The sequence below is a fragment of the Nocardia sp. NPDC004415 genome, assembly GCF_053602435.1.
In genome coordinates this window covers 26,871-41,167 of sequence record NZ_JBSGDP010000037.1, presented here as the reverse complement: position 1 = coordinate 41,167, position 14,297 = coordinate 26,871, and the positions used below count along the sequence as shown (strand labels likewise).

The window sequence follows — 14,297 nt, the reverse complement described above, 5'->3', positions numbered from 1 at the left end:
CACCGATCGACGCAGTGCCGGAGAAGCCTGGAGTCACATGTCCTCGACCAGGATGGCTTCGACCTCACGTGCGAACCTCGAGGCGTTCGCCGTACCGAGAGCTGCCACGATCTCGTCGACCGTGACCGGTGGGTTCTTCCGCCGACCTGCCATCTCGATCAGGCTGGACAACATCACGCTCGGATTCAGATCGAGCACGTCGAGTAGGAAGTCATCCGAACTCATCGCATGCAAGCCCCACTGACTGAGCACGTCCGCGGGGAAGTGCTTCAAGTTGTCTGTCACGATGGCTTCGGCATTACCCCGCACAGCAGCGGCGACGACATGGCGATCCGCTGCATCGGGCAGTCCGGTCACGCCCTGCTCCAGCGGCTCCCAGCCGACCACACACGCATCTTCGAACGCTGCGTTCATCCCGTCGACACGCCGCGCTATGCGCTCGTCGGTCATCCGAGGATTGACCTTGACGACCGCACGAGAGACCTCATCGAGAATGCGCTCGCTCCACAGAGGACAAAAGGCATGCCTGGTGGCGAGCGTCAGAAGTAGATCCGATTTCACGATGGGAACGAGAACGCATGCATCCAGTACCACGCGAAATCCGGACATCAACCCTCCGAGATTCTCGCGGCTCGCGCCTCCTCGACGGCATTCAGATATGCCTCGGCGGTAGGTTCGTACAAACCGTCCTCCTCGGCGTCTCGGACGAGCTCACTCAAGACCTCGCCCCGTTCCGCCCGCCGACGTTCCTGGTAATCGAGTACATCGCTCAGCAACAACCGCCGATGCCTGCTACCGGAGGGCTTCTCACAGGGAAGCTGCCCTTGCTCCACCAACTTGATCAAGGTCGGGCGACTGATTCCGAGCAGGTCCGCTGCTTGCTGCGTCGTCAGACACTGCTCCACAGGCGCGATGGTCACGGCGCGGCGCCTACGCATCGCACCGACGACCTGGACAAGCACCTCATACACCTCCACCGGAAGCGGAATCTGCTGGCCATCAGGGCCGAGCAGGGCGGCAGGCTCGTTGTGTTGCTCCAGGAATACGGACAGATTCAGCAGTTCACGCAGATCTTCGGGCGGCAGGACGGTGCCCTTCCGCCGAACCTCCCGATGAGCGCCTGTCATAGATACAGCATCAGGTAAATTCGAAAAAATCGCAACCGTATAGTCAGCCGGACGCGCGGGCGGCGAGGACGGCTTCGTAGAGGTCCTTGCGGGAGGCGCCGCGGCCGGCGGAGACTTCGGCGCAGGCGTCTTTGAGGCGCATGCCGCTGGCGACGAGGGTTTCGACCTCGGTGACCAGGTCGGCGGGGTCGGCGCTGGTGGGCTGGGCACCGGCCAGGACGACGGTGATCTCGCCGCGGGCGCCCTCGACCGACCAGGCGGCGAGTTCGGCGAGGGTGCCGCGCACGACTTCCTCGTAGGTCTTGGTGAGTTCGCGGCAGACGGCGGCGCGGCGGTCGGGGCCGAGCACGGCGACGGCGTCGGCCAGGCAGTCGGCCAGGCGGTGCGGCGCCTCGAAGAACACGCAGGCCCGCTGCTCGGCGGCCAAGGTGCGCAACCACTCCCGGCGCTGGCCGCTCTTGCGCGGGGCGAATCCGTCGAAGCAGAAGCGCTCCACCGGCAGCCCCGACAGCGCGAGCGCGGTGGTGACGGCCGACGGCCCCGGCAGACAGGTGACCGGCAACTCCCGTTCCACGGCGGCGGCGACGAGCCGGTAGCCAGGGTCGCTCACCGAGGGCATGCCCGCGTCGGTGACCAGCAGGACGGTGAGTCCGCTCGCGATGTCGTCGAGCAGGGCGGGGATGCGGGCGGTCTCGACGTGATCGTAGAAACTGACCACCCGGCCGGTGATCTCCACGCCCAGCGCCTTGGCCAGCGAACGGGTGCGCCGGGTGTCCTCGGCGGCGACCACATCGGCCGAGCCCAGCGCGTCGCGCAACCGCTGGGACGCGTCGCCGATGTCACCCATCGGGGTAGCCGCTAGGACCAGCACAGTTGGCGTCCCGCCTCTCCGTAGTTCCGCCCGGCTCGATCAGCCCGCGTTCATTCTGTCAGGCGTGAGTATCGCGACCGCCCCGGCCTGTGCGCGGCCACGGGGCGACGGTGTCGAATCGGACTTCGACGGGCGCACCGCCTACGATCGGGGCGTGATCCCGGTGACCGAACCACGCGCGATGTCCTCGTCGCGACCCGTGCCCGGGGTGGTCGCTCCCGGACCACTGCGCCCGGCCCCGGATTTCGGTCCGCTCGATACCGCGCGCGGCTGGGCGGTCACGCTCACGCTCACCCTGATCGCCGCGATCACCCGTTTCGCGAACCTGAACTACCCCACCGACGCGCGCACTCCCGTCTTCGACGAGAAGCACTACGCGCCGCAGGCCTGGCAGATGGTCACCGGTGGCGGTGTGGAGGACAACCCCGCCTACGGCCTGGTGGTGCATCCCCCGGTCGGCAAGCAGTTCATCGCGATCAGCGAGGCGATCTTCGGGTACAACGCCTGGGGCTGGCGCGGCACCGCGGCGCTGGCGGGCACGATCCTGGTGCTGCTGGTGATCCGGATCGTGCGGCGGATGTCGCGCTCGACGCTGATCGGCGCGTTCGCGGGCATCCTGCTCATCGCCGACGGGCTGACCTTCGTGTCCTCCCGGATCGGCATGCTCGACATCTTCATGGCGCTGCTGGTGACCGCCGCGTTCGGCTGTCTGATCGTCGACCGCGACGAGGTGCGACAACGCATGGCCGCGGCCGACCTGGCCGGCCGGGTCGGCCTGTCGGACTGGGGACCGCGGCTGGGCGTGCGCTGGTGGCGTTTCGGCGCGGGTGTGCTGCTCGGCCTGGCCTGTGGCACCAAGTGGTCGGGCATGTACTTCATCATGTTCTTCGGCCTGATGTGTGTGGCCTTCGACGTGAGCGCCCGGCGCGCCTACGGCGTGCGCAAGCCCTGGCTCGGCACCGCGGTGCGCGATATCGGGCCCGCCCTCTACGCGCTGGTCGCCGTCCCGCTGGTCACCTACCTGGCCACCTACTGGGCCTGGTTCGCCAACGAATCCAGCGCCTACCGCTACGCCGTCGACAATCCCGCGCTCACCAAGGAGCCCATCGGCACCGGCGGATTCTGGTCGCACGTGGCCCCCGACGCGCTGCGCTCGCTCTGGTACTACAGCGCCCGCACCCTGGAGTTCCACACCGAGCTCACCAATTCCTCGGGCAATCACCACCCGTGGGAATCCAAGCCGTGGACCTGGCCGATGGGCCTGCGCCCGATGCTCTACTACTACGCCGACGGCTCGGTCACCGGCTGCGGCGAAACCCAGTGCGTGAAGGCCGTGATGGCGGTGGGCACGCCCGCGCTGTGGTGGCTGGCGCTGCCCGCGCTGGGCTGGATGATCTGGCGCACCATCGTGCGCCGCGACTGGCGCTACGCCGCGGTGCTGGTCGGTTACGGCGCCGGTCTGCTGCCCTGGTTCCTCACCCTGGACCGCCAGATGTACTTCTTCTACGCGGTGGTGCTCGCCCCGTTCCTGGCCATGGGCGTGGCCATGATCCTGGGCGACATTCTCGGCCCGGCCCGCCCCGCGGGCATCCCCCGCGGCCCCACCGGCACCTACCTGCCCGCCCCCGTCAACGAGCGCTACGCCCTCGGCCTGCTCATCGCCAGCATCTATCTGGCCCTGGTCATCGCCAATTTCGTCTGGCTCTGGCCCATCCTCACCGCCCAGCCGATCAGCCCCGCCACCTGGCAGGACCACCTCTGGCTCCCCAGCTGGCGCTAGTCCAGGGCGCGGTGGACGAAGTCGACGGCGTCGGCGTCGGTGAGGCCGAGGCGGCGGATGGTGGCGATGTATTCGACGGCGGCGCGGCCCGCGATGTCGCGGGTGGGGTCGCCGGAGGAGGCGATGAAAGAGCCCTGGCGGCCGCGGGTTTCGAGGATGCCGTCGGCTTCGAGTTCGCGGTAGGCGCGGGCGACGGTGTTGGGGGCGATACCGAGGTCGGCGGCCAGGGCGCGGACGGTGGGGATCTTGGTGCCCGCGGTGAGCGTGCCTGCGCGGACCTGTTCGATCACCGCCATGCGCAGCTGTTCGTAGGGCGGCCGGCTGGAGTCGGTGGACAGCTCGACGTGGAACACGCGCTCAGACCTCGTCTCTGGACAGCGGGCAGGACATGCAACGCGGACCACCGCGCCCGGACCCCAGCTCCGAACCGGAGATGGTGAGCACCTCGATCCCGGCGTCGGCCAGGCGCGAATTGGTCATCTCGTTGCGCTCGTAGGCGACCACCACGCCCGGCGCCAGCGCCAGGGTGTTGTTGCCGTCGTCCCATTGTTCCCGTTCGGCGGTGACACCGTCGCGTCCGGTGTCGATCACCCGCAGCTTGGGAATCCCCATGGCGGCCGCTGCCGCGGGCAGGAACGGTTCGGGGCCGCTGATGCTGATCCGGTCCAGTTCGGTGCGCGCGGCGACACCGTCCTCGCGGCGGATCGTGAACGCGCGCAAGCTGTCCCGCACACCCGGATACATCACCACCGCGTCGGTGTCGACCATGGTGCACACGGTGTCCAGGTGCATGGTGGCCCGGTTCTGCGCGATCGGCACCACCAGCACGGTGTGGGCCAGATCGTCGTCGAAGAGACTGCGCGCCAACGCTTCCGCGCCCGCCGGAGAGGTGCGCTCCCCCACCCCGACCGCCACCACGCCCGGCGCGAGCAGCAGCACGTCACCGCCCTCGATCGGCGCGGTGTGAGATTCGTAGGCGCGCCGCACGCCCAAGAATCGCGGATGGAAGGCGTAGATCAGGTCGGTGATCGAGGTCTCGCGGATGCGCGCGGGCAGCGCCAGCGAGGTGATCGCCACCTTGGGCCCGATCCAGAACGAGGAATCGCGGGTGAACAGCAGATTCGGCAGCGGATCGATGACGAAATCGGCACCGTGGTGCATCCGCCGCACCAGCGAGGTGGTGTCGGGGCCGAAGGGCAGCTCGTCGAAGGTCATGCCCGCCATCAAGATGTCGGCGAGTTCGCGGGCCTCCACCTTGCGCAGTTCGGCGGCCAGCTGGTCGGCCAGGCCGTGGCCGAGCCTGCGGGCGTCGACGGCCGCGGAGATGCCCTGGATGCGCGCGGCCCCGCTCACGGCCAGGGTCTCGGCGAGCAGGTCGGCCAGCAGCAGCACCTCCACGCCGCGCTCGCGCAGCACCGCGGCGAACGCGTCGTGCTCGGCCTGGGCGCGCTCGACCCACGGGATGCCGTCGAAGAGCAGTTGATCGTTGTTGCTGGGGGTGAGCCTGCGCAGTTCGTCACCGGGGCGGTGCAGCAGCACCGTGCGCAGCGTGCCGACCTCGGAGGTGACGGCCAGGCGCGTATCGGGCGTGGTTCCCATGCGCAAACGGTAATCCGAACCGCGCGGGTCGGCACGGAAGACCCGCAGACCAGCGGTGCCGAGTCCGCCCGTTTTCGTACACGCGACGAAGACCTCAAGTATTGTTTAGGTGAAGTGGGAGGAGCAGGAATGACGACGGCCGATTGGCAAACGAAGGAGCTGACCCCCGGGCAGCTTTCCGATCGTAGTGGAGTTGCAGTGTCCGCGTTGCACTTCTACGAACGTGAAGGTCTCATATCGAGTCGTCGAACCAGTGGCAATCAACGCCGCTACGCTCGGGAAACGCTGCGCCGGGTCGCCTTCATCCGCATCTCCCAGCGCGTCGGCATCCCACTCAGCGAGATCCGCTCCGCCCTGGACCGCCTCCCCGAAGGCCGCACCCCCACCCGCCGCGACTGGGAAACCCTGTCCACCACCTGGCGCGAAGACCTCGACGACCGCATCACCCAACTCACCCGCCTCCGCGACAACCTCACCGGCTGCATCGGCTGCGGATGCCTGTCCCTCGGCTCCTGCAAACTGGTCAACGAACAGGACCACCTCGGCGCCGAGGGCCCCGGCGCCCGAGTGCTGGACGTGCACCTGAACTGCCCGACCCGCCCGGTTTGCGGGTGAACGGTCACCTGAAGTAGTACCAATAGCCACCGAGATCGACATAGCGGGTGTCGATAGTGCTGGTGGGAATTGTTCCATCCGGCAGATAAATGAAACCGCTGACGCTACCCGGATAATATCGGGAGAGGTAGAACTTGCATTCTCCGTCGGGACCACCCCCGATATGATGAAACTGGTAATCTCCGATGGTTTCACTACGGTACGGAGTACCGAACCTTCCGCTTTCCAGAGAGTCGCAGGAAATGGCCGCTCGGGCCATTTCACTTTGCGACATCATCCAACCCACCCGTCCCGGTACATTGTATTCCGACAGCACCATCGTGGCGATGATCAACCCGGGCATCAGCAAACCCCAACGCCACCAGTTCGCATACTTGACACCGGCGAGGATCACCAATACCAACCAGGCCGATACCGGAACGACGAGTGCAGGAACGACGAACAGCACAGCGTCCACGTCATCGAACACCCGCACACTGGCCCACAGATACCAAACGCAGCTCAACAGTGCTGCCGCAACCGCGACCGACATCACCATTTTCCACGCGGTCGGCAGTGGCGACCTGACCCGCTCAGACACTTCCGTCGTCACGCCGGTACTCGGTGTTCCCATTCGCGCGGTCCTCGTTCACCAACGTATAACGCAGCGACACATCGTCGCCGGTGAATTTTCCGAGTGCCGAAACACCCATGTCAGCAGTGAAGCGACTCCAGTCCTCAGGAGGCATCGTCTGACACCCCGCACTCGCGACATCACCTTCTCGGCCACAATGCCAGTTCATGGTTTGCCCACCCACACCCCTGGCATTGTCGTTGAACAGTCCATCTCGATTCGTGTCATATTCAGCTTCGGCTTCGACACCCACGGGCATTCCGAAAATGTTTCCATCACCCACTGAACCATGCTTGTCCCGGTCCCATCGGTGCTCGAACTCATAAGAACCCGCGGGGAGTCTGCCCAATTCCTTGACGCCATCACCGTTCACGTCTTCGGTCGCATTCTCATCGTTGAGATACCGATTCGTCGGGTCGGTATTCGCCTTGTACTCGCTGACGTGCTTGATCCCCTGCTCGTCGACCCAGAGCAGGACCGCCTTGTCGTCGTACACGCCGTTGCCCCCGTTGGCCGCGGTGTTGGTCTCCTTGCGGATAGCGAGCAGGTTCTTCTGGTCGGCGCCCGAGTCGAAGGTACCGCCGTTTCGTTCGATCATGGCCTTGTAATAGTCGTACTTGGCGTCGATGTCCTTCTGCGCACGCGACGTCTGGCCCGGGGCCTGGATATCGGGGTCCGAGATGTTCTTCGGGCTGGCCAGCAAGGTGGTGGAATCGCCGTCGGGCAGGTTCGCGAACGCCTTCTCGATCGCGGCATGCACCGAGGACGCCGCCGTGCGCGCGTTCTCCAGGGCCTGTTTCACCGCAGTGGTCGACGCGTCCGCGTCCACCTGGAGCGCACCGGCCGCCACCGTGTACGAGGACGCGTCGGGCAACTGTGACAGCAGTGTCTGGTGCGTGCTCGCGGAGATCGTGGTGGTGCCGTCGGCACCTACCTCGTAGCCCTTGGCCTCTGCCGACTTCACCGCGTTCGTGACCGCGGTCTTGGCCGCGTCGAGTGTTCCCGCGCCCGCTTCGGCCGCGGCGGCGCCGTCTTGCAACGAGGTGATGAATGTCTTCGCCTTGGTGCGGGTTTCGTCGTGGGCGGTGCGCATGGCGTCCGCCGCGCTGCCGGTCCAGAAGTCGCGCCCGGCGTCGACCGCGCGGTACATGCCGTCGTCGAAAGCCGTGAGTTGGGTGGCCTGGGTCGACCACGTGTTCGCCCGGGTGGCCAGCGTGGCCGGTTCCCAGGCCAGCACCTGCGCCACCGTCAGTGTCTGGCCGAGTGCGGCGGACTCGTCTGCCCCGAGTGTCGTCATGAACCCCCCGATTTCCCTTGTCGGACTTCGCGGGTCACGGTAGCACCGGTTCCCGACAGCCGGGTCGGTCATGGAACCGGTTATGAGACCGGCTGATCGGAGTCGGTCCAGACGCGGAGGAGGCCGTGGCCGGTGGTGCCGGTGGTGATGGTGAGGACTTCGGCGTGGGCGTGGATCCAGTCGGATTCGGCGAACCGGACACGCAGGGGGAGGCGACGGGGGGTGCCGGGGGTGCGGGCGACCTCGGCGCAGGCGGCACGCAGGGCGGCGTGGTCGGCGGGGGCGATGGTGGGGCGTTCGACGGCCCAGCGGTCGAGGGGCGGTGGGGGTTCGCCTGCCCATTCGTAGATGACGGCACTGGAGAGCAGGATGAAGCCGACGCCGACGCCGGTGCGCTGGGAGACCGCGCGCAGCATGAGGACGTCGGGGTCGACGGCGGCCGCGTCGGCGTCGCGTTCGGGGATGGCGTGCATGAGCGCGCTGACGCGGCGCAGGCGCGGGCGGGTGCGGGTGATCATCTGGAAGCGGCGCACGCAGTCGTCGTCGCCGGCCATGTCGACCTCGCCCTGCCAGTGCCCGCCGGGGGCGAGTTCGGTGGCCACCGCGAAGTAGTCGACCCGGCCGTCGAAGCGCACCATCCGGCCGAACGCGTCGGGTGGTGTGCGCACCACCTGGACCTCGTCGGGGTCGCGGGCGAAGACCAGTTCCTCCAGACCCGGTCCGTGATAGGCGAGTTCGGAGTCGGCCTCCCAGTCCCAGGCCGCTACCCGCCGCCGCGCGCGCACCGGGGCATCGGCGGGGCCGAGCCAGACCTGGACGCCGTGGATGCCGTCGAACGCGCAGCGCACCGGCTCGGTCACCACCAGCGTGTCGCCGACGACCTGTCGTCCGGGCTCCCCGGTCCGGCCCCGGCGCACCGCGTCGAGCAGCAGCCGGGCGTGGCCGGGACCGAGCGCGCGTGACCAGCGCGGAGCCGGAATCCATTGTCTGGCATGGGAATCCGTGGCGACCAGGGTGGGAGTGAGATCCTCGGTGAGGGTCTCCACCAATAACCAGCCGTCGCCCGACATCGCCGCCGTCAGCTCGGCGCCACGCCGCGTCCCGCGCGGGGTAGGTCGAGGTCGAGGGGGATGCGGCCCTCACGCAGCTGCGCCTCGACATCCTCGGCGGGCATCGGACGGGCGATCAGGAAGCCTTGGGCGCGATAGCAACCCAGGCCGACGAGGGTGCGCGCGGCCATCGGCGTCTCCACGCCCTCGCCGACCACGCCGAGACCGAAGGACCCGGCCAGGCCGATGATCGACTTCACGATGGCCAGATCGTCGTTGCTGTCGCCGAGGCGCTGCACGAAACCGCGGTCGATCTTCACCGCGTCCACCGGCAGGGCCTTGAGGTGCGAGAGCGAGCTGTAGCCGGTGCCGAAATCGTCGATGGCGATCTGCACGCCCATGCGCTTGAGGCCGCGCAGGGTGAGCCGGGTGCGCACGAGATCCTGTACGACGACGTGTTCGGTGATCTCCAGGCAGACCGAGCTGCCGTCGATGCCGAACAGCCGCAGGATGTCCTCGATGCGCTCCACGAAATCGGCGCTGACCAGCTGCACCGGCGAGACATTGATCCGGATGACGACATTGGCCGCCAGCCCCCGCCTGCGCCAGTCGGCGAATTGCGAACAGGCCGAACGGATCACCCAGCGGCCGAGCTCACCGGCCAGATTGGTGGCCTCGGCGACGGAGACGAACGCGCCCGGCGGCAGCAGGCCGCGGGTGGGATGCTGCCAGCGCACCAGCGCTTCCAGGGCGACGATCCGGCCGGTGCGCAGATCGACCTCGGGCTGGTAGTGCAGCACCAGCGAACCGTCGGAGACGGCGCTGCGCAGGTTGAGCTCCACGTCGTCCTGGAGTTCGAACTGCGCGCGCATGGCGTCGGTGAACACCGCGACGCCGTTGCCGCCGCCGGACTTGGCCGACAGCAGCGCGTGATCGGCGCGGCGCAGCACGTCCGAGACCGAGGTCTCCCCCGGAATGCCCACCGCCACACCGACACTCACGCCCCGGCTCACCGATTCCTGGCCGACCGAGACGCGGCGCCCGATCAGCTGCTGGATGCGGGTGGCCTCGAGTTCGGCGGCGACGGCGTCCATCGGGGCGGCGGGCACGATGACGAACTCGTCACCGCCGAGCCGGGCGATCATGTCGCCGGGCTCGAGGTTCTGTTTGAGGCGCCGGGCCAGCGTGCGGATGAAGTTGTCGCCCGCGCTGTGGCCGAGGAAATCGTTGAGGGCCTTGAGCCGGTCGAGATCGAGGAAGAAGGTGGCGACGGGGCCCGGGTTGTCGGGGTGCAGCCGGTCTTCCATGTATTCGAGCAGGGCGCGGCGGTTGGCCAGGCCGGTGAGGTCGTCGTGCAGGGCGATGTAGCGCAGTTTCTCCTCGGCCACGACGCGGGCCTGGAGCTGGGCGAACAGCGCCGAGATGGCCTTGAGGACATTGAGCTCACGTTGCGACCAGGCGCGATCGCCCATCTTCACGAAGCCGAGCACGCCGGTGGACTCCCCGCGCGAGACCAGCGGCACGCAGGCCATGGCCACCTCGGGGATGCCCGAACCCTGGCGGATCGTCTCCTGGTAGTCGGCGCTGTCGTTGCCGGGGCGCACGATCAGCGGCTCGACGGCGAATTCGAGGGCGCGGAACACCGAATCGGCGTGCTCGAACTCGACCACGTGCAGCGGGTCGGGGTCGGGCACGTCCAGCCGGCGCGGCCACTCGGCGACCAGCACGGTCGCGCGGCGGGCGCGGTCGGTGTGGCGCAGATAGCTGAAATCGACGTCGAAGTGCTCCACCAGGGAGGCGAGTACCCGCTCGCTCGCCGCCACCATGGTCGTGGCGTCGACACCCATCAACTCGGAGGCGACCTGGGTCACCAGTGAGTCGAGCGTTTGCCGAGGCACGTTGTCTCCGATCCGCGCTATCCGTCGTTCCTACTGCCGGGCACCGGCAACCGTCGACTGCGAACGCTCGCAGGCGCGGCGTAGCTCAGACGAAGAACCAATGCCACGTTCTCATCTTCAGGGATTCCCAGCACGTCCAGGAAACGCCTCTGAATGCTCGCAAGTGTATCTGTGAACTCGGGAGAAACGCTGCGCAAATCCTCGGGCCGGTCGGCGTAGAGGAACACCGGCGACACCGGCTGCACCGCCAGCCCCAGCAGTTGGGCCCGCAACCACACCCGTTCCACCGCGGCGCCCGCGCGCGCGTAACCGGCCAGATCCGGGCCGTCACCGGCGCTCGGCCGGAACGACACGGCGATCAGCGCCGAGCTGGCGCGCACCCGGTCGACGGTGAATTCGCCCAGCGCGCTGCCGCCGGACCACTCGCGCAGCCGGTCCATCACATCGGAGCGTCTGCCGACCTGGAGCTTGGCCAGTTCGTCGGGGGCCGGATCGAGGGTGCGCACGTCGATGCCGGTGCGCAGATCCTCGCCGGGCCAGCGCAGTTCGGCGTAGAGCTCGTCGTGCAGCTGGGGGGTGAGGTAGCGGACGCGGTCGCTGGCGCCGAGCAGCCGGGCGGCCTCGGCCAGCGCGTCCACCGAGGTGATGGCGTGCACGCTCGCCTGCTCGGCCGCGGCGGCGCTGCGCAGGGCGGGCACCACCGTGGCCGACAGGACGCGGGGCACGCCAAGGCGGCGGTTGGTGTGCCGGGTGAGGGCGAGGGGGTAGTCGGCGGCCAGGTCGGGATCGCGGCCCGCGCGCAGGGGCAGGCGGGCGATCAGCGGGGCGGCGGGGTCGTCGACGCGCAGCCGCGGCTCCCCCAGCAACCCGTGAGCAGCCGCGGCGACGCGGGCGTTGTGCAGGGCCGCGCCGACGGCCACGGCGCTGCCGCGCAGCCGGATATCCATCGCGGTCGCGGCGGTGGGATCGAGGGCGATCTCGATCAGCTCGGTGTCGCCGCGCAGACGCCACGGCTGCACATTGCCGCCCGAGGGCGCGCGCTGGGCGCAGGCCAGGATGGCGGCGACGGCGTCGGCCGGGGGTTGTTCCTCGGCGGGTTCGGGCGCGGGGTCGACGGGGTCGTCGTCGAGACAGCCGGGTTCGGCGAGGGAGTCCAGGGCGGCCTCCAGGTCGACCCGGGTGCGGCCCGAGGACAGTTTGGCGCCGAGCCCGATCCGGCGTACCGCCGCGGTGACGATCGCCGCGCCCAGCTGCACGTCACTGCCCAGTTGCGGCCAGGTGGTGATGGTTTCGCCGATCTCGGCCAGGCTGGCCGCCATCCGCGCCGACAACCGGCCGGGGTCGAGGATGCGCAGCACGTGCGGGGCCTTGGCCTTGGTGTCCAGACCGCGCAGCTGGGCGCCGGTGGTGGCGCCGAGCAGGCCGTGGAAGGGTTCGCGGCCGGGTTCGAGGTCGTAGCGTTCGACGTCGAACAGGCCGCGGTCGCTGGTCTCCATCAGCAGCGGGATGCGGCGGCGGCGGGCGGCCTCGCGCACCGCGAACTTGATGTCGAGCGAATCGCATTCCTCCACGACCAGCGAGAGGCCGTCGAGGAATTCGTCGGCGGTGTCGTCGAGCACGCCGGACTGCCAGATCTCGACGGGGAGGTAGGGGTCGAGTTCGGCGATGCGGCGCGCGGTCACCACCGATTTGTTGACGCCCACGTCGAAGAGCCCGCCGGGCACCCGGTTCAGGTTCGACAGCTCGATGGTGTCGAAATCGGCCAGCCGCAGCAGCCCGCACGAGCCCTCCAGCGCCAGCGCGTAGGCCACCGAATGGCCCACGCTCTGGCCGACGACGCCGACCGAGAGCCCGGCCAGGCGCTGCTGTTCGTCGCGGGTGAGCTTGTTGCGGTTGCGGTCGGAGCGGATGGCCCGGAACGCGGCGGGCCCGAGGACGGCCACCAGCGCGCGCCGCCACGGGTAGTAGACCCAGCGTTCCTCGTGCGGGTCGATCCCGGACGGCAGGCCGACCAGGCGGTCCAGCTCGGCGCGCAGACCCTCGCGCAGGTCGGTGTGTTCGATCCAAGCGGTGGCCAGCAGCTGCCGCAGGGTTGCCGCGTCGGCCGCGTCGGCCGGATCGAGGACCAGGGGGCGGTAGGGCGCCGCGGAATCGTCGAATGCGGTCATCTACCGGGCCGACCGACGCGCTCCGGTGACCGCGGCCCGCTCGGCCCGTCGGTGAATATGCCGCAAACCCGCCTCGTTGCGCGTCGACTCGACAGCCATCGTGTTCCTACTCAAGTGCTCCACGCCCGCGCGCGGTCGGCGTCCTGCCGATGCCGACAGGTGCAGTATCCGTCATCGAACCCGATTCCACCAGGCGAGTGGCTATTTTTCCGGAAACCTTCTGAGTCAGGTGAAATAACCGCAGGTCAAACGGGGTGAGCGTGATGGGGCCGGAAAAACCGAGACCGGACGGTTTGAATCCGGCTACCAGTCAGCTATCAACGGTGATCGACACGAACAGCTCGACGGTGTCGGGACCGTGCCAGACCTCGATCTCCTCGGCGTAGGCGCGCGAGATCTCCGCCGAGGCGGTCGCGTCGTCGACCTGGGCCCACACGTCCTCGACCGGGTCGTGATAGTCGCCGTTGGGCGCGAACCGCGCGTAGATGCCCTTGGGCACACGCACCATCAGATCGCCCACCGGGACCTCGTCGGGCGCGGCGTATTCGCGGGCGACCAGTGCGTTCCAGTTGCCCGCGGCATCGGGGACGTAGACGGTGTGCAGCGGCTCGGTGCCGCCGGGACGGTCGCGCAGGCGGTCCTTGAGGAACTCGATGAGATCGCTGTTGCTGACCTTGAAGCTGGGATGTACGCGCGGCACGGCCAAGCCGCCGTAGAGTGCGGCGCCGCGCACCACGATCGTGTACGTCATCGCGGATCGACCGCCAGGTACAGGTCGATCTTGTACGCGTGCGGGTAGCACTCGAAATCGCCGGTGAACGTGCGCTTGATCTGGTTGTGCTCCTCGGCGTAGGCGATCTGGGTCCACAGATCCGTCATCACCTGCGGGAAATTACCCACCGAGGAGAAGCGCGCGTAGGTGCCGCGCGGCAGGCGGGCGGCGAGATGACCGCGGGTCACCTGGTCGAGCGAATCGCACTGGTACCCGACGATCTGGGTGTTGTAGGTGCTCAGCTCGCCGGTGTAATCGGTATAGGCGCTGGCGAGGGGGCCGCCGAGGTCCTGGTGCAGGACCGCCGACCACGCGGCTTCGAGATCCCGGTCGCGCAGCTCACCGAGTGCGCGCTTGGGACTGCGGACCGGCAAACCGGCCACCCAGGTCTCGTCCCGCTCGACGATTTCGAACTGCATTGATGACTCTCTCGAAGGGTCGGCTCGGTTGCGCCATGCTATCAACATCGGACGCCGACGGCGGTGACACACCGAGTTGGTCGTCCACC

14 protein-coding genes are annotated in these 14,297 nt (G+C 68.4%); 2 read left to right on the top strand and 12 right to left on the bottom strand.

The genetic code is table 11. The features are described 5' to 3' along the window. Window positions 1-33: 33 nt before the first annotated feature. The 3 genes from ACWEMY_RS18555 to rsmI are packed head-to-tail and all read right to left on the bottom strand — an operon-like array spanning window position 34 to window position 1,998. Complete coding sequence (locus tag ACWEMY_RS18555) at window positions 34-609, bottom strand: PIN domain-containing protein (protein WP_452391016.1); 576 nt, start codon at window positions 607-609, stop codon at window positions 34-36. Then, complete coding sequence (locus ACWEMY_RS18550; RefSeq protein ID WP_452391015.1) at window positions 609-1,127, bottom strand: helix-turn-helix domain-containing protein; 519 nt, start codon at window positions 1,125-1,127, stop codon at window positions 609-611. The genes ACWEMY_RS18555 and ACWEMY_RS18550 overlap by 1 nt, the downstream gene beginning before the upstream one ends. Window positions 1,128-1,170: 43 nt before the next feature. Further along, window positions 1,171-1,998, bottom strand: a complete 828-nt coding sequence (rsmI, locus tag ACWEMY_RS18545) for a 16S rRNA (cytidine(1402)-2'-O)-methyltransferase (RefSeq protein WP_452391014.1) — start codon at window positions 1,996-1,998, stop codon at window positions 1,171-1,173. A 181-nt stretch (window positions 1,999-2,179) separates the two neighbouring features. Between rsmI and ACWEMY_RS18540 the strand changes: the two genes are divergently transcribed. Continuing rightward, window positions 2,180-3,778 (top strand): dolichyl-phosphate-mannose--protein mannosyltransferase, encoded by a 1,599-nt coding sequence (locus ACWEMY_RS18540; RefSeq protein WP_452391028.1) that lies wholly within the window; start codon window positions 2,180-2,182, stop codon window positions 3,776-3,778. Here the strand turns inward: ACWEMY_RS18540 and ACWEMY_RS18535 are convergent. Beyond that, window positions 3,775-4,131, bottom strand: coding sequence for a GntR family transcriptional regulator (locus ACWEMY_RS18535; protein ID WP_452391013.1), 357 nt, complete (start codon window positions 4,129-4,131; stop codon window positions 3,775-3,777). The two genes, ACWEMY_RS18540 and ACWEMY_RS18535, sit on opposite strands and share 4 nt — an antisense overlap. 4 nt (window positions 4,132-4,135) lie before the next feature. Beyond that, entirely contained in the window at window positions 4,136-5,377 is a 1,242-nt protein-coding gene (gene arcA / locus ACWEMY_RS18530; protein WP_452391012.1) for an arginine deiminase, read from the bottom strand. A 129-nt stretch (window positions 5,378-5,506) separates the two neighbouring features. On the opposite strand from arcA, the gene soxR reads away from it, so the two are divergent. After that, window positions 5,507-5,992, top strand: coding sequence for a redox-sensitive transcriptional activator SoxR (gene soxR, locus ACWEMY_RS18525; RefSeq protein ID WP_375930025.1), 486 nt, complete (start codon window positions 5,507-5,509; stop codon window positions 5,990-5,992). 4 nt (window positions 5,993-5,996) lie between these two features. Here the strand turns inward: soxR and ACWEMY_RS18520 are convergent, their stop codons facing one another. The 7 genes from ACWEMY_RS18520 to ACWEMY_RS18490 form a co-directional block, all read right to left on the bottom strand. Beyond that, a complete protein-coding gene (locus tag ACWEMY_RS18520; protein ID WP_452391011.1) occupies window positions 5,997-6,584 on the bottom strand; it encodes a hypothetical protein in 588 nt (195 codons plus the stop codon). Next, window positions 6,565-7,902 carry a WXG100 family type VII secretion target gene (locus ACWEMY_RS18515; protein WP_452391010.1) on the bottom strand — a complete coding sequence of 446 codons (1,338 nt, stop codon included), beginning with the start codon at window positions 7,900-7,902 and terminating at the stop codon, window positions 6,565-6,567. The genes ACWEMY_RS18520 and ACWEMY_RS18515 overlap by 20 nt, the downstream gene beginning before the upstream one ends. Before the next feature lie 80 nt (window positions 7,903-7,982). Beyond that, window positions 7,983-8,972, bottom strand: a complete 990-nt coding sequence (locus ACWEMY_RS18510) for a GAF domain-containing protein (protein ID WP_452391009.1) — start codon at window positions 8,970-8,972, stop codon at window positions 7,983-7,985. 8 nt (window positions 8,973-8,980) lie between these two features. Beyond that, entirely contained in the window at window positions 8,981-10,798 is a 1,818-nt protein-coding gene (locus ACWEMY_RS18505) for a putative bifunctional diguanylate cyclase/phosphodiesterase (RefSeq protein WP_375935466.1), read from the bottom strand. 68 nt (window positions 10,799-10,866) lie between these two features. Beyond that, entirely contained in the window at window positions 10,867-13,017 is a 2,151-nt protein-coding gene (locus ACWEMY_RS18500; RefSeq protein WP_452391008.1) for an Rv1355c family protein, read from the bottom strand. Between the two features lie 310 nt (window positions 13,018-13,327). Further along, window positions 13,328-13,768, bottom strand: coding sequence for an AraC family transcriptional regulator (locus tag ACWEMY_RS18495; RefSeq protein ID WP_452391007.1), 441 nt, complete (start codon window positions 13,766-13,768; stop codon window positions 13,328-13,330). Next, complete coding sequence (locus ACWEMY_RS18490) at window positions 13,765-14,208, bottom strand: GyrI-like domain-containing protein (RefSeq protein WP_189025953.1); 444 nt, start codon at window positions 14,206-14,208, stop codon at window positions 13,765-13,767. The genes ACWEMY_RS18495 and ACWEMY_RS18490 overlap by 4 nt, the downstream gene beginning before the upstream one ends. Between the last annotated feature and the right edge of the window lie 89 nt (window positions 14,209-14,297).